Genomic DNA, 13,114 nt, shown 5'->3' with positions numbered 1-13,114 from the left:
AATGGACCAGTTTGGTCGGTGAGTGGCGCGGGCACCTGGCCCCGTATGGTGCGAATCGGCTACACGATGATGAGTGAGCAGCGGGGGCCGCGGCAGCTGGTGGAGGACGTGGTGCGGGCGGAGCAGGTCGGCTTCGACTTCTCCGTGGCGTCCGACCACTACTTCCCGTGGTTGGAGGAGCAGGGGCATTCCCCGTACGTGTGGAGCGTGCTCGGTGCGGCGGCTCAGGCGACCGAGCGGATCCCGTTGATGACGTACGTGACCTGCCCGACGATGCGGTACCACCCGGCTGTGGTGGCGCAGAAGGCCGCCACCGTGCAGCTGCTCTCGCAGGGGCGGTTCCGGCTCGGGCTGGGGTCGGGAGAGAACCTGAACGAGCACGTCACGGGTGCGGGCTGGCCGCCTGCCGACGTGCGCCAGCAGATGCTGGCCGAGGCGGTCGGGATCATCCGGGAGCTGTTCGCCGGCGGTTACGTGAACCACCGGGGCGAGTACTTCCAGGTGGAGTCGGCGCGGCTGTGGGACCTGCCCGAGCAGGCGCCGCCGATCGGTATCGCAGTCTCGGGCCGGCAGTCCTGCGAGCTCGCGGGGAAACTCGCCGACCTGGTGATCGCCGTGGAGCCCGACTCCGCGCTCCTGGACGCCTTCGACCGGCACGGCGGGGCGGGCAAGCCGCGGGTGGGCCAGCTGCCGGTCTGCTACGACGCTGACCGGGACCGCGCGGTGGCCCGCGCGCACGAGCAGTTCCGCTGGTTCGGCGGCGGGTGGAAGGTCAACGCCGAACTGCCCGGCCCGGCCGCCTTCGATGCCGCGAGTCAGTTCGTACGTCCTGACGACGTTGCGCAGTCCATCCCCTGCGGCGACGACGTGGACGACTTCGTCGAGGCGGTGCGCGCCTTCACCGATGCCGGGTTCACCGAGGTCGCCCTGGTCCAGATCGGCGGCGAGGCCCAACGGCCGTTCCTCGACTGGGCCGAATCGTCCCTGCTGCCCGCCCTGCGCGATCTCTGACTGCGCACTGCGGCACTGCGGCACTGCGCGCCGCGCATGCCGCGTCCGACATGGCGGAGCGACTGGCGAGGCGGTCAGCGGGACCGTTCGCAGCGGCGGTCGGCGGTCGGCGCGCGCAGCTCGTGACCCGTTCAGCCGGTCACCGGCATGCGGTCAGCCCAAGCGGGGGACACGGAAGGACACCACAAATCTGCCGAAAGGAACTCCTATGTCCACCGATGCGATCGTTCTCCTGAAGGAAGACCACAAGGAGGCCCGCCGCCTTTTCAGGGCCTTCACCAGCGCAGGCGAGAACGCCCACGCGGCCAAGGCCGACCTGGTGAGCCAGATCCTGGAAGCCCTCACCGTGCACACCTACATCGAGAACGAGGTGATGTACCCCGAGGTGCGCAGGCTCGTGCCCGCCCTGGAGCAGGACATTCTGGAGTCCTACGAGGAGCACCACGTCGCCGACCTGCTCTGCGCCGAACTGGCCGCGATGAGCCCCGAGGACGAGAGGTTCGACGCCAAGACCACCGTGCTGATCGAAAGCGTCACCCACCACATCGAGGAGGAGGAGAACGACTGGTTCCCGAAGGTCCGCGAGGCACTGGGCCGCAAGGAACTCCAGGAGATCGGCGCCCGGCTGATCGAGGCGCGCACCAGAGCGCCGCGCCGGCCGGAGCAGCCCAGCGCCCTGAAGAAAGCCGCCGACGCGATCCTCTCCTAGCACGCCACCCCGACCCCGTGGTGGCACATGGACATCGGCCCGGTCGGCGGGGAGGGCGACCGGGCCCGTGCCCTCACGGCGTCACCGGCCGACTTGCCACCGGTACCAGCGTCTGCGCGAGCCCCCGGCACCGCGGAGGACGAACCCCAGAAGCCACAGCACGAGCATCACACCCGTCGCCCCGGTTGCGGGTTCGTTTCCCGGCTTGTGGTCAGTGCCGTCCGGGCTGCTGAGGGTTCTTGGTCTCGGCGCCGTGCGCGAAGCCCCCGGCGTCGTCGGCGCTGCGGCGCGGTTCCTGCTGGGCCCGCAGGCGCGGCAGGACGCGGCGCAGGTCGTCCAGGAGGAGGTCGGCGAGGTCGTGGCCGAAGCCGTTGCGCACGACGATGCGCAGCGCGGCGAGGTCGGTGCGGTTGGCGGGGAAGGTGTAGGCGGGGACCAGCCAGCCGTGTTCCCGCAGGGCGGCGGAGACGTCGAACACCGAGAAGTTGTGGACGTCGTCCCGTAGCCGCACGGCGAAGACGGGAAGCTCGGAGCCGTCGGTGATGAGTTCGAACGGGTCGAGCTTGGCGATCTCGGCGGCCAGGCGGGTGGCGACGTCGCGGCAGGTCTGCTGGACGCGGCGGTAGCCGTCAAAGCCCAGGCGCAGGAAGTTGTAGTACTGGGCGACGACCTGGGCGCCGGGGCGGGAGAAGTTGAGGGCGAAGGTGGGCATGTCGCCGCCGAGGTAGTTGACGTGGAAGACCAACTCCTCGGGCAGGGCGGCGGCGTCGCGCCACAGGGCCCACCCGACGCCGGGCATGACGAGGCCGTACTTGTGGCCGGAGGTGTTGATGGAGGCCACGCGCGGCAGGCGGAAGTCCCAGGGGAGGTCGGGGTCGAGGAAGGGGGCGATCATGCCGCCGGAGGCGGCGTCCACGTGCAGGGGGATGTCCCACCCCGAGTACTGCTGCAGGTCGTCCAGGGCCGCGGCGATGTCGGCGACCGGCTCGTAGCTGCCGTCGAACGTGGAGCCGAGGACCGCCACGACCCCGATCGTGTTCTCGTCGCACAGTTGCGCCGCGCCCTGGGCGGACAGGTGGTAACGCTCGTCCTCCATGGGCACGTAGCGCGGCTCGACCTCGAAGTACTCGCAGAACTTCTCCCAGCACACCTGCACGTTGATGCCCATGACCAGGTTCGGCCGCCCGGCGGCCCCTCCCGCAGCCCGGCGGGTGTGCTGCCAGCGGCGCTTGAGAGCCAGCCCGGCGAGCATCGCCGCCTCGCTGGAGCCGGTGGTCGAGCACCCCACCGCCTGGTGGGCGTCCGGAGCGTGCCAGAGCCGGGCGAGCATCGCGGTGCAGCGCGTCTCCAGCTCGGCCGTCTGGGGGTACTCGTCCTTGTCGATCATGTTCTTGTCGGCGCACTCGGTCATCAGCCGCTCGGCCTGGGGCTCGGCCCAGGTGGAGACGAAGGTGGCCAGGTTGAGGCGGGCGTTGCCGTCGAGCATCAGCTCGTCGTGGACGATCTGGTACGCGGTGTCCGGGTCCATCTCCCCGCGAGGGATCTCGTGCCGCGCCACGGTGCGCGGCTCCCTGCTGAACAGGGGGTTGGCGGTTCCCTCGGCCCGGGAGTGGTGCTGGTGGCGGGGGTGCTTGAGGCCCACGGTCGGATTCCTTCCACGGTGTGCTGAACGGGAGCGGCGCCGGACCGGCCAGCGTTGCGGTGATCTTCGCCCGGCAGCGCCGGGGGGCGCTTCGAACGTGGTGGCGGTGGGCCCCCGCCCTCGTGGGGGCCCGCCGACACAGCGTCAGGAAGCCGCGTCTGCCCCCTACCGGCCGGAAGATTCCCCCGAATATGTCCCGTGGACCCGGGCAACCGATCCCTGACGCTGACTACGGAGGTCGAGATGGTTCCCCTTCTTCTTGTTCTGCTACTGGCACTGATCCTGTTCGGTGCCGGCTTCGCACTGAAGGCCCTGTGGTGGGTGGCCATCGTGGTCCTGGTGGTGTGGCTGCTCGGATTCGTGGCCCGCGGCACCGGCGCCTCCGGCAGCCGCGGCCGCTGGTACCGCTGGTAAGCAATCCCGCGGCGCGAGGGGGCACGCACCATGGTGCGTGCCTCCTCGTCATCTCCGCTGCTGTCCCCGCCAGGGCTCTCTCCCGCGGCGCGCGGCTTCTCCCCGGCGGGCACTGCCGTCGACACCAACAGGGCAGAGGACGAAGGGGGAGGCGAGGAACCCCCGTGGCTGCCCCCGTACAAGGGCTGGAGCAAACGATGGATTCCCAAACGCCCGCAGGAAGCCCCGGCCGGGACCTGACCCCGGCCCGCAGAGCCGGCGGCCCACGCACCCGGATCCAGATACCCGGCCGCGCCGCGCCCCAGGTCACCTCGTGGTTCCGCGCAGGCTTCGCCCTCAGCGTCGGCGCGCTGCTGGCCTGGCGCCTGACGGACGCGGTACTCCAGCTCACTTCGCTGCTCACCCTGCTGCTCCTGGCCGTGTTCATCGCGGTGAGCCTGGAGCCCGTGGTCGCATGGCTGGTGTGCCGTGGTCTGCGCCGCGCCTGGTCGGTGGCGCTCGTGGTGGCGGGGTTGGTCGTGCTGCTGACGGCCCTGCTCGCAGTGGTCGTCCCGCCGGTCGAGACCGAGGGGAGCGCCCTGGTCAGCGCTGTCCCGGGCTGGCTCCAGCGGTTGCACGACCACCAGTCGACACTCGGGCGGATCGAGGACCACTACCACCTGGTCGAGCGGGCCAAGGAGCAGCTGGGCAACGGCGGCTTCGGCGGCGTGCTCGGTGCGGGTCAGCTCCTGCTCAGTACGGTGACGTCGACCGTGATCGTCGTCAGCGTCGCCCTGTACGTGATGGCGGCCCTGCCGGTGATCAAGGCGTTCTGCTACCGCTTTGTGCCGCGCAGCCGGCGCCAGGAAGTGGAGGAGATCACCGAGGAGATCCTGGCCCGGACGGGCCGTTACATGCTGGGCAACGTGCTGACCTCCGCCGTCGCCGGCCTGGCGACCTTCGCCTGGTGCGCGGCCACCGACGTCCCCTTCGCGGGAGCGCTGGGGGTGTTCGTCGCGTTGATGGATCTGGTCCCGATGGTCGGCTCGACCATCGGGGGCGTGGTCGTCAGCCTGGTCGCGCTGTCGGTGTCACTGCCGGTGGCTCTCGCCACTGCCGGCTTCTACATCGCCTTCCGGCTCCTCGAGGACTACCTGATCATGCCGCGGGCCATGAAATTCGTGGTGGACGTGCACCCGGTCGTCACCGTGGTCGCGGTGCTCCTGGGCGGTGCGCTCCTTGGCCTGGTGGGAGCGCTGGTTGCGGTGCCGGCCGCGGTCGCGCTGGGTCTGGTCCTCGACGCGTACGTCTTCCCGCGCACCGACAGCGCCTGAGCTCAGCTGAGGCATCCGCTCTACCGCTCCGACCCGGCCGCCCCTCGCGGTCCCACGCGATAGCGCGCCCTCGGTGAGGGTGACGTGGATGCCGTGCTGCTGGAGGCTCTTGAGCGCGGGGGCAGCAGCAGCGCTCCGGCGGTGGGGAACGTGCCGATCCGCAGGGTCGGGGCGTCGCGTTCGATACTCGCTCACTTCTGCCACTCGGAATCATCCGAGACGTCACAAGCCTCGCCGCCGCCTACATACTGGCCCGGCTGCTGGGGCAGCCCGCCACCGGCGTCATCGCCTACCGACACGGCATGTTCGTGGAACTCTCGGCAGGCGGCTACGCCGCCTGCCGCTCGCGGCTCGGGAGGGGTGCTCACACGTCGATGCGGCCGTCCCGATGTGACGAGCGCGCAGCACTGCCGATCTGCAGCGTGCTGGTAGGGAGAGTAGAGCCGGCTATTTGAGGGTCACGATCATTCGTACGGTGGTTCCCTGGGGGTTGGAGCGGATCTGGACGAGGTCGCAGAGTTGGTGGATGAGCCACAGGCCCCGTCCGCCCATCTGGTCGAAGCGGGGGCGGATCCGTCCACCCAGGGGGTCCTGGAGGTATCCGGTGTCGTGGACTTCGCAGACGAGGTCGCCCTGTTCGGCCCAGGTGCGCAGGGTGCCGGTGCCGCCGCCGTGGCGGATGCTGTTGGCGGCGGCTTCGGTGACGGCTGCCAGGAGGTCCAGTAGCCGGTCGGGCTCCAGGTTGTGGGCGTTCGCGCAGGCGGTGACCTTTTCACGGACCAGGGCCAGGCCTCCTGCCTGGAAGACCAGTTCCTCGTGCGGGTCGCAGGGGCCGGACAGTTCGGTGTGCGGGTAGGGGCCGTCCCGGTAGTCGGTGTTCGCGCTCCGGGTCCCTCCCGTCCACAGCAGCGGGTGGCTGCGGCGGGCCGACTCCAGTACGTCCGTCTCGACGCTCGTAGTGTCGTAAGGGCACAGCAGCCACCAGGCGGGGGCGTGGAGGAATGCCTGGTTGAGGAGCCACTCGTGGTACTGCAGTTCGGCGCGTTCGCCCGTGGTGCGGCCCTGCCAGAGGGATTCGCTGATGGCCCGTACCGGATGCCCCTGGGCCATGCCCTCGTTGACGCGGTCCTGCCAGGTGGCGATCAGTCGCCCCGGGCGGCGGCTCAGCTCGGCGGCGTCCAGGTACGAGACGCTCCGGGCGGCATCGGTGCCGGCCAGTTCCTCACGCAGGATCTCCTGCTTGCCCGCTCCGACGGCCACCAGCACCGTCTCGTTCCCGGCCACCGCATCCTCGATAAAGGACACGGCGCCGTCCAGGAAGGCGTCCTCGCCCTCGTAGGGGAAGAGTTCATGGCGAAACCCCGGGCTCTTGGCCTCAGGGCCGGCCTGAGTCATCACGTGGTCGTTCACGGGACCAGCTCCACCGGGATCTGCGGGGCGTCGTAGCCGGCCAGGCTCCAGTTGCGGCGCACTGTGCGATTCGCTCCCTTGATCAGCACCCTGCGGCCCGGGAGCGACAGTGCCGCCTGGACCAGGGCCTGCATGGCGGCTGCGTCCATCAACCGCAGATCCTGGCAGTACAGACTCAGGTTGGTCGCGGACACCAGCAACTCACGGACCGCGGTGCCGAAGACCGTGGCGCCGTCGAAGTCCACCACCCCGGTCACGCTCCAGCAGTCCGTGTCCACGTTGAACATCCGAAAGTCAGGCATCCCTGTTCGCCTACCCGCATGGTGCGGATGCACGCCGGCGACCTGCTCGAGCGCGGACACCGAGAAACCCTCGCGCGCGTAGGAACACACGACCATGGCCGTCTGGGAGGCGACGAGAGCATCGAGCTCCGTCTCGTGGCGCGCCAACTCCCCGGCTGTGGCCCCGCCCGGCCAGAGCCGGTCCATCTGCGCCAGGACCCGCAGCGCCCGGAAACCCTGTCGCCCAGCGGTGTGGGCCTCGCGGCGCACCAGACCCAGCAACGCCTCGGCGTCCAAGCTCCGTCCCTGGGCGCGTTCGACGGCAGGATCGACCAGCAGGCTCTGGGGCAGATTCTGCTCGAGCCAACGGGTCGGGGGAGTTCCGACGATCAACATCTTGTCCCCAGCGCGCTGCCCGTTCACCAGGTAGGCCCGGGCGCTGCCGTGGTAGTCGTCGCCGGGTGCGACCAGCCAGCAAACATGGTCACCCACGTCCACAGAGTCGAGGGTGCCCACATCACGAGCGACCCTCATGCCATACCGCCTCGGCCACCCTGGCGCATCTCCCTCATCCCTCCACTGTGCCACGCGTACCCCACCAGGCCGGTGACAGCTACGTACGCAGGATCCCCCACGCAGAAGGGGCTTGCCGGCTCCGCCCACCATGAGACAGCACCTGCGCCTCCCCCTGTGATCCAGACCCCAGTATGGCCGGGATCCAGCGACGACTCGGACGCTAACTCCTGGCACGGCGCCGCTGCCCTGGGCCCGGGACGCCACACCGGTCCGACCGGGGCCAGCCTGGCCGGCTTCGCCGGGGGCGGTGACGCATCCTCCAACGCGGCCACCGAACCGGCGCTCCCACTGGCTGGCGTCGGCACGACCACAGACGCCTCCGCCCCCGGGGATTCAGCGAGGACCTCGCTGCCACGCTGCCGGGCGCTCACTTCCAGTCGGCTTCCGCCTCGGCGAGCTCGGCCAGGACCCGCGCCCTCCACCGCAGACCCTCCACGCGCTCTCGCGCGGTCCACTCCTCCAACTCACCCACGACCGACGACACCCAACACCTCCTTGGACGAGACAACCCGACGGTTCAACCTAGCCGTCTCTGCCCGCTCGCTGCTCCACCCCGCTCCTGCTGCCGCTGCTTCTGCTCGCCGTACTGCCCCGTGCCTGCACCGCGCACCAAGCCGACCGCCACACTCGCGGACCGGCGCCTGCGCCACACCCCGGTGTACTCCACTCACGGGCGTCCCACGGCGCTCGACGTACGCGGGGCGACCATGCGCCTGGGGCTGCAGGACCGGTTCGCCGCCGTCGTCGCCCGGCTCGAAGAAGCTGCCGCACGGTCAGCCCGCGGCGACGACCGGTCATATGTGGCCGGTGCCATGGCCTGTCCACTGGGCAGCACAAGCTGGTCCGATGGGTTCGTCCGAGCTGACGGCCCAGCGGCGCCGTCATCCTCCAGACCTCGCATGCCACCCCCCAGCTCCGAGAGGATGATCGATGAAAGCACTTCTGCCCGCTTGGCGACTGCACGCGAAAGCTGCCGTCGTGGCCGTGGCGACGGCCGTGGCAGTGTTGCTCCCGAACGCGCCCGCACACGCGGACGGCGCTGCCCCTCCGACGTTGGCCGACGGCTTCGGCCTCACCCAGGTCGCCACCGAGCCCGTGATCGCCGCCAAGAACACTCCCGGCGACTTCGTCATCACCGTGGTCACGCCCCAGGTCACGGGCCGCCACCACGTCCGCATCGTGCTGCCGGACGGCTACTACACCTCCCCGGGCAAGCGCTACCCGGTCCTCTACCTGCTGCACGGATCCCCCGGCGACCCGGCGGATTACTTCGACTTCTCCAGCGCCGTCAACGGCTCCGCAGGCATGATCATGGTGATACCGGACGGCGGATCTCGCGGCTGGTACTCCAACTGGGCCAACCAGAACACCGTCCTGGGGGCACAGAACTGGGAGAACTTCCACATCAACCAGGTGATCCCGTTCATCGACGCCAACCTGCGCACGATCGCCGCCCGCGAGGGCCGCTCCATCGCCGGGATCTCCATGGGCGGCTTCGGCGCCGTTCACTATGCCGAACGCCACCCAGGCCTGTTCTCCCAGGTGGCCTCGCTCTCCGGCGACCTGGACCTGTCGACGAACGAGATGGTCCTGCGCGAGGTCGTGGTCGCGTCCCTGATCGACGCCAACGGCGCGATCTGCGCCTCCACCACCGGCGGCTGCGCAGGCGACCCGTACGCGCCCGGCGTCGACAGCGACGCCCTGTACGGCTCGCCCTACCCGGTTTTCAACGCCGACCGCCTGTGGAACGAGAACGACCCGAGTGCCCACGCGGACGCACTGCGCGGCATGGGTGTCTCGATCTACGTCGGCAACGGTGGCGGCCCCGCCGGGGACGTACGGGAATGGTGGCTGGAGAGCGCCTCCGTGCACATGAAGCAGCACCTGGACGCGGCGGGCATCCCCCTCAATTGGCAGGACTACGGCAACGGCGTCAGCTGGGGCTGCGACGGCGGCCATGATGCGGGCTGCTGGGAGCAGGATCTGAAGGACCTCATCCCCCGCCTGCAGCAGGCATTCGCTTCCTCCTGAGTAGGGCAGGGGAGGAGGACCACCGCGCCATGGGGGCGGAATCGGCCGATTCCGCCCCCCACCCATACCGAGGGCGGGCCAGGTCTGACCCGGCGGCCCGTGCCGGTGTTCCTCAGCGCGAGCGACCGCTGGTGAGCGGGGCCGGTCATAGATGGCCGGTGCCATGGCCTGTTCCGCGGGGCTGGACCAGTGACAGCGTCAGGAGTTCCCGGCACCACGCCAGAGCCTCGTAGTGGCCCAGGCGTGAGCAGCCGATCCGGGCGTCGCACAACCGTCTTCGGAAGAGGAGCTCTCATGCGCAACCTGATCCGTCACCTGCTGGCCTTTGGCGTGGCTGCGGTGATCACTGGCGGTGGATTCGCCGCACCCGTCGCGCACGCGGACACCGTCCCGCACCCCGTAGGAGGCGGCAACGGGATCCTCCTGCAGGTCCACAGCAGTGGCGGCGGGGTGAGCGCGGAACTCTGCACGCTCACCGCCGTGGGGTACGACAACGCGGGCGACCTGGTCGGCTTGACCAATGCCCACTGCGCCATCGACGACGCCGGCAACAAACTGGTCGGCGACCAGGTCTACCTCGACACCAGCCCGAACGGGACCGCCGCCAGCCCGGCGCCGACCACCTTCGACCCGAGCCCCTCGCTGGCCATCGGAGCGATCGGCACGGTCACCTACGTCAGCACCCCGAACAACTACCTCACCGGCGGCACGCCGGGCCTGGACTACGCGGTGATCAAGCTGGACCCGGCCAAGGTCACACCGACCGCGACCGTCAGCAGCCCGTCCGGCTCCATCACCATCACCTCGATCGGCCAGGTTCCCGGGTTCGGCACCAGGATGTGCAAGCAGGGTCACCGAAGCGGTCTGACGTGCGGGATCACCCTGGTGGCGGACCGGATCTGGTACACCACCATGATTCTGACCTACGCCGGGGACTCGGGCTCCCCCGTCGTCAACGGCACAACTCTCACCGGAACCGCCTGGGGCGCCCAGCACTTCACCCCCATCACCTCCATCCTCACCGACATGAACACCCAAGGCGGCGTGGGCGCGGGCTTCCACCTCGCGAACTGAACCACCAGACCTGACCCGCTCCGCAGCAACGAGCCCGCCCGGTCCTCGCGACCGGGCGGGCTCGTTGCACCCTTCATCAGGTGGTACTCGTCGTCGGCTTCCAGCACCTGCTTGCTGCCGTCGTCGCTGGTGATCCGCTCGTCACTGCCGCCAGGCGGCGGTCACCCTGTCCGGTGCTCAGGCGGCTGGTTGGCACCGCTCCCGTTGGTCGGTGGCCGCCGTGCCGGTCGGCGAGTAGTCGGCGAGGTGGTGCTGCAGCCGGATGTGCCGGAACTGGTAGACCGCGCCGCTCTGGCGGAGTACCCCCCGCTGGTAGGCGTCGTCCAGAAAGGCCACGGTGTCCCAGGGCAGCTGGCCGGTCAGCGGTAGCCAGATCCTGGACAGGAGTACCCACTGCCCCCAGGCGGTGAAGGCCAGCGCGTAGGAGACGGCGCCGCCCAGCCCGCTTACCGCACCGATGAACAGTCCTCCCGGCAGTCCCCAGTACAGCGGCCCGAGGGCGCCCTGGAACATCCAGATGAGCAGCCGGCCTCCGAGGGCGATGGCCAGGGTGAGCATCGGTGCCAGCATCAGGACCTGCCGGCTGACTGTCGCTCGGTTGGAGGCGAGCAGGCTGGTCGGGGTGGCCGCGGTGGTGATGTCGACCGGTGCCTCCAGCAGGGTGGCCAGCCCGAAGACCAGCCCGCCGGCCAATCCGAAGATCAGACCGAAGAGCAGCATGTCGATCAGTGTCCCGTCGATCATGCCGTGGCTGTTGAACGGTACTCCGTAGTAGAGCGCACGTTCCAGGGCCACCGCGCAGGAGAAGCCGATGCCCAGGGTGAAGCCGCCGAGTAGGCCGTCCACGAACCGGAACACGGCAGTGCGGACCGGGCGGTCGACGGTGCCGCGGAATCCGGGAAGGCGCAGCCGCACCCGGCTCGGTTCGAACACCGCGTCGCCGCGGTACACGATGGTCACCGCGTAGACGCCGCCGAAGGCCAGGCCGGCTACCAGCCCCACCAGGCCGCCGGTGAGGAGCAGGTCGCCCAGACTGGATGGGGGCAGGAACGGGCTGAGCACCACGTCGGCCAGCGTGACGCAGAGCGCGGTCGCCAGCACGACGGCGAGGATCCGGCTGGAGTAGCGCAGCGAGTCGCCCAGTCGCCACCAGGCCAGGTCCTGCCGGTCGCGGTCGGAGAGCTCCATGTGGCGAGCCAGGTGGCCGAGCCAGCGTTGGGCCTTCTGCGGGTCCCAGTGCTGGTCCCGGGTCCCCGGGCGGTCCCCGTCGGGCCTGCGGATCCGGCGTCGGTAGACGGCGGGGACAAAGCCGGCCAACAGGTGCTGCTCCAGTGAGGTGGTGCTGGGGAACCGCGCGCCGTCCAGCAGCTCGGTCGGATCCTGGGCGGGGTCGTCGCTGTAGAGGGTGCGCGCCAGGTTGACCATCAGCGGGGTGCTCAGCACCTCGGCGAGGTGTGCGCTCGCCGGTGTGCGCTGGACTCGCAGGGCGGCCAGGACGGCCTCCCACTTCGCGCCCGGCTCCGGCGACCGGCCATCGCCGCTGGGGACGGTGCGGGCTGTGCGGGGCAGGTAATTCGCCAGGTCGTCCACCGTGAGGTCGGCCAGCTCGATGCCGGCCGCCCATACCAGCGGTGCCCGGGCGGCCCGGACGGCGTCGGCGAACTCGTCGCGGCGGCTGGTGAGCACCAGCGGCAACTCGGTCTCGTTCAGCGCCCGCAGGGCGTCCTCCCGCAGGCCGGCGGCTATCTCGTCGAAGCCGTCGAGGACTGGGAGGATGAGGTCGGCGTCGACCAGCGCAGCGGCCAGCGTGGACCCGCCCGGGCTCTTGCGGGCCAGGTGCGGGTGGTCGCGCAGCAGCCGGTCGACCAGCCAGTCGCGCAGCTCGCCGGCGGTCGGGTCCCAGGCCCCGAGGCTGAAGATGACCGGCACCCGGCCGGGGGAGGGCGCCTGGTCGAGGTAGTCGAGGATGAACCTGATGGTGAGGATCGACTTGCCGGAGCCGCCTCGGCCGAGTACCACAAGCCGGCCCGAGGTGACCTGCCGGTAGGTCTCGGTCACCCGGCTCAGCTCGCCGGACAGCACCAGGAGGCGCGCCGACGCGCCCGGTGGCAGGCGCTGGATGTTCTCCTCACGGTCCGTCAGCTCGGCGGCCGCGCGCTGCCAGCGGACCGGTAGCGGGAACGGGTCGTGGACGGACCGCTGTGCCTCCTCGCGCCGCCAGCGCCGCCTGACCTCCCGGGCCAGTTCCGTCACGGCGTCGGTGAGGGCTGCGGGCACCGGCGGTGGCGCGGGCCACCGGGGCGGGAGGCCGGGCTCCTCGGGCGCCGGATCCACGAGGCCTTCGGCCGCCGACGGTCGCGGGGTGGGCGCGTGCGGTCCTTGGTCGGCGGCCGTCCGTTCCTCGCCCGCGAGCGCGGCCATCAGCCGGCGCCGTTGCTCGGGGGTCGCCCTCAGCGCGTCGGCCAGCCGGCTCACCGTCGCCAGCCGGTGGTCGCCGGCCTTGCCGCTCTCCAGCCGGCGGATGGTGCGAACACCCAGTTCGGACTCTTCGGCCAGCTTCTCCTGGGTGAGCCCCGCCTGCTTGCGGAACTCACGAAGCAGTGCGCCGAGGTCATCGGCCAACGGAAGCGTCCCCCTCTCGCCGTGGCAGCTG

General features: G+C 70.4%; 10 protein-coding genes. 6 read left to right on the top strand and 4 right to left on the bottom strand.

The features are described from left to right. Positions 1–45: 45 nt before the first annotated feature. Together ACFYNO_RS23345 and ACFYNO_RS23340 are read left to right on the top strand one after the other, a co-directional pair. Positions 46–1,011 carry an LLM class F420-dependent oxidoreductase gene (locus ACFYNO_RS23345; protein WP_388015580.1) on the top strand — a complete coding sequence of 322 codons (966 nt, stop codon included), beginning with the start codon at positions 46–48 and terminating at the stop codon, positions 1,009–1,011. A gap of 208 nt (positions 1,012–1,219) precedes the next feature. Then, positions 1,220–1,720 (top strand): hemerythrin domain-containing protein, encoded by a 501-nt coding sequence (locus ACFYNO_RS23340; protein ID WP_388015577.1) that lies wholly within the window; start codon positions 1,220–1,222, stop codon positions 1,718–1,720. Between the two features lie 211 nt (positions 1,721–1,931). Here the strand turns inward: ACFYNO_RS23340 and ACFYNO_RS23335 are convergent, their stop codons facing one another. Continuing rightward, positions 1,932–3,362, bottom strand: coding sequence for a glutamate decarboxylase (locus ACFYNO_RS23335; protein ID WP_388015574.1), 1,431 nt, complete (start codon positions 3,360–3,362; stop codon positions 1,932–1,934). A 243-nt stretch (positions 3,363–3,605) separates the two neighbouring features. Between ACFYNO_RS23335 and ACFYNO_RS23330 the strand changes: the two genes are divergently transcribed. Further along, the gene (locus tag ACFYNO_RS23330) at positions 3,606–3,776 is read left to right on the top strand and encodes a hydrophobic protein (protein WP_110669262.1); all 171 of its coding nucleotides are present in this window, start codon (positions 3,606–3,608) and stop codon (positions 3,774–3,776) included. 197 nt (positions 3,777–3,973) lie between these two features. Then, on the top strand, positions 3,974–5,089 hold the full coding sequence (locus ACFYNO_RS23325; protein ID WP_388015570.1) for an AI-2E family transporter: 1,116 nt from the start codon (positions 3,974–3,976) through the stop codon (positions 5,087–5,089). A gap of 447 nt (positions 5,090–5,536) precedes the next feature. On the opposite strand, the gene ACFYNO_RS23320 is transcribed toward ACFYNO_RS23325, so the two are convergent. Both ACFYNO_RS23320 and ACFYNO_RS23315 read right to left on the bottom strand, forming a co-directional pair. After that, a complete protein-coding gene (locus ACFYNO_RS23320) occupies positions 5,537–6,499 on the bottom strand; it encodes an anti-sigma factor RsbA family regulatory protein (RefSeq protein ID WP_388015567.1) in 963 nt (320 codons plus the stop codon). Beyond that, positions 6,496–7,278, bottom strand: coding sequence for an MEDS domain-containing protein (locus ACFYNO_RS23315; protein ID WP_388015564.1), 783 nt, complete (start codon positions 7,276–7,278; stop codon positions 6,496–6,498). Before ACFYNO_RS23315 ends, ACFYNO_RS23320 begins: the two co-directional genes overlap by 4 nt. A gap of 1,008 nt (positions 7,279–8,286) precedes the next feature. On the opposite strand from ACFYNO_RS23315, the gene ACFYNO_RS23310 reads away from it, so the two are divergent. Both ACFYNO_RS23310 and ACFYNO_RS23305 read left to right on the top strand, forming a co-directional pair. Further along, positions 8,287–9,387, top strand: coding sequence for an alpha/beta hydrolase (locus ACFYNO_RS23310; RefSeq protein WP_388015561.1), 1,101 nt, complete (start codon positions 8,287–8,289; stop codon positions 9,385–9,387). Positions 9,388–9,681: 294 nt separating this feature from the next. Next, positions 9,682–10,461: a trypsin-like peptidase domain-containing protein gene (locus ACFYNO_RS23305; protein WP_388015558.1), complete on the top strand. Its 780-nt coding sequence runs from the start codon at positions 9,682–9,684 to the stop codon at positions 10,459–10,461. 177 nt (positions 10,462–10,638) lie between these two features. Here the strand turns inward: ACFYNO_RS23305 and ACFYNO_RS23300 are convergent, their stop codons facing one another. Further along, complete coding sequence (locus ACFYNO_RS23300) at positions 10,639–13,083, bottom strand: helix-turn-helix domain-containing protein (protein ID WP_388015555.1); 2,445 nt, start codon at positions 13,081–13,083, stop codon at positions 10,639–10,641. Between the last annotated feature and the right edge of the window lie 31 nt (positions 13,084–13,114).

It is taken from the genome of Kitasatospora sp. NPDC006697 (assembly GCF_042869935.1).
Lineage (GTDB): Bacteria > Actinomycetota > Actinomycetes > Streptomycetales > Streptomycetaceae > Kitasatospora.
Note: the sequence above shows the minus strand (reverse complement) of the source record. Positions and strands in the feature narration are given on the sequence as shown.

Coding starts and splice junctions, on each gene's coding strand:
- ACFYNO_RS23345 (WP_388015580.1), top strand. CDS start 46: ATGGTGCGAATCGGCTACACGATGATGAGTGAGCAGCGGGGGCCGCGG.
- ACFYNO_RS23340 (WP_388015577.1), top strand. CDS start 1,220: ATGTCCACCGATGCGATCGTTCTCCTGAAGGAAGACCACAAGGAGGCC.
- ACFYNO_RS23330 (WP_110669262.1), top strand. CDS start 3,606: ATGGTTCCCCTTCTTCTTGTTCTGCTACTGGCACTGATCCTGTTCGGT.
- ACFYNO_RS23325 (WP_388015570.1), top strand. CDS start 3,974: ATGGATTCCCAAACGCCCGCAGGAAGCCCCGGCCGGGACCTGACCCCG.
- ACFYNO_RS23310 (WP_388015561.1), top strand. CDS start 8,287: ATGAAAGCACTTCTGCCCGCTTGGCGACTGCACGCGAAAGCTGCCGTC.
- ACFYNO_RS23305 (WP_388015558.1), top strand. CDS start 9,682: ATGCGCAACCTGATCCGTCACCTGCTGGCCTTTGGCGTGGCTGCGGTG.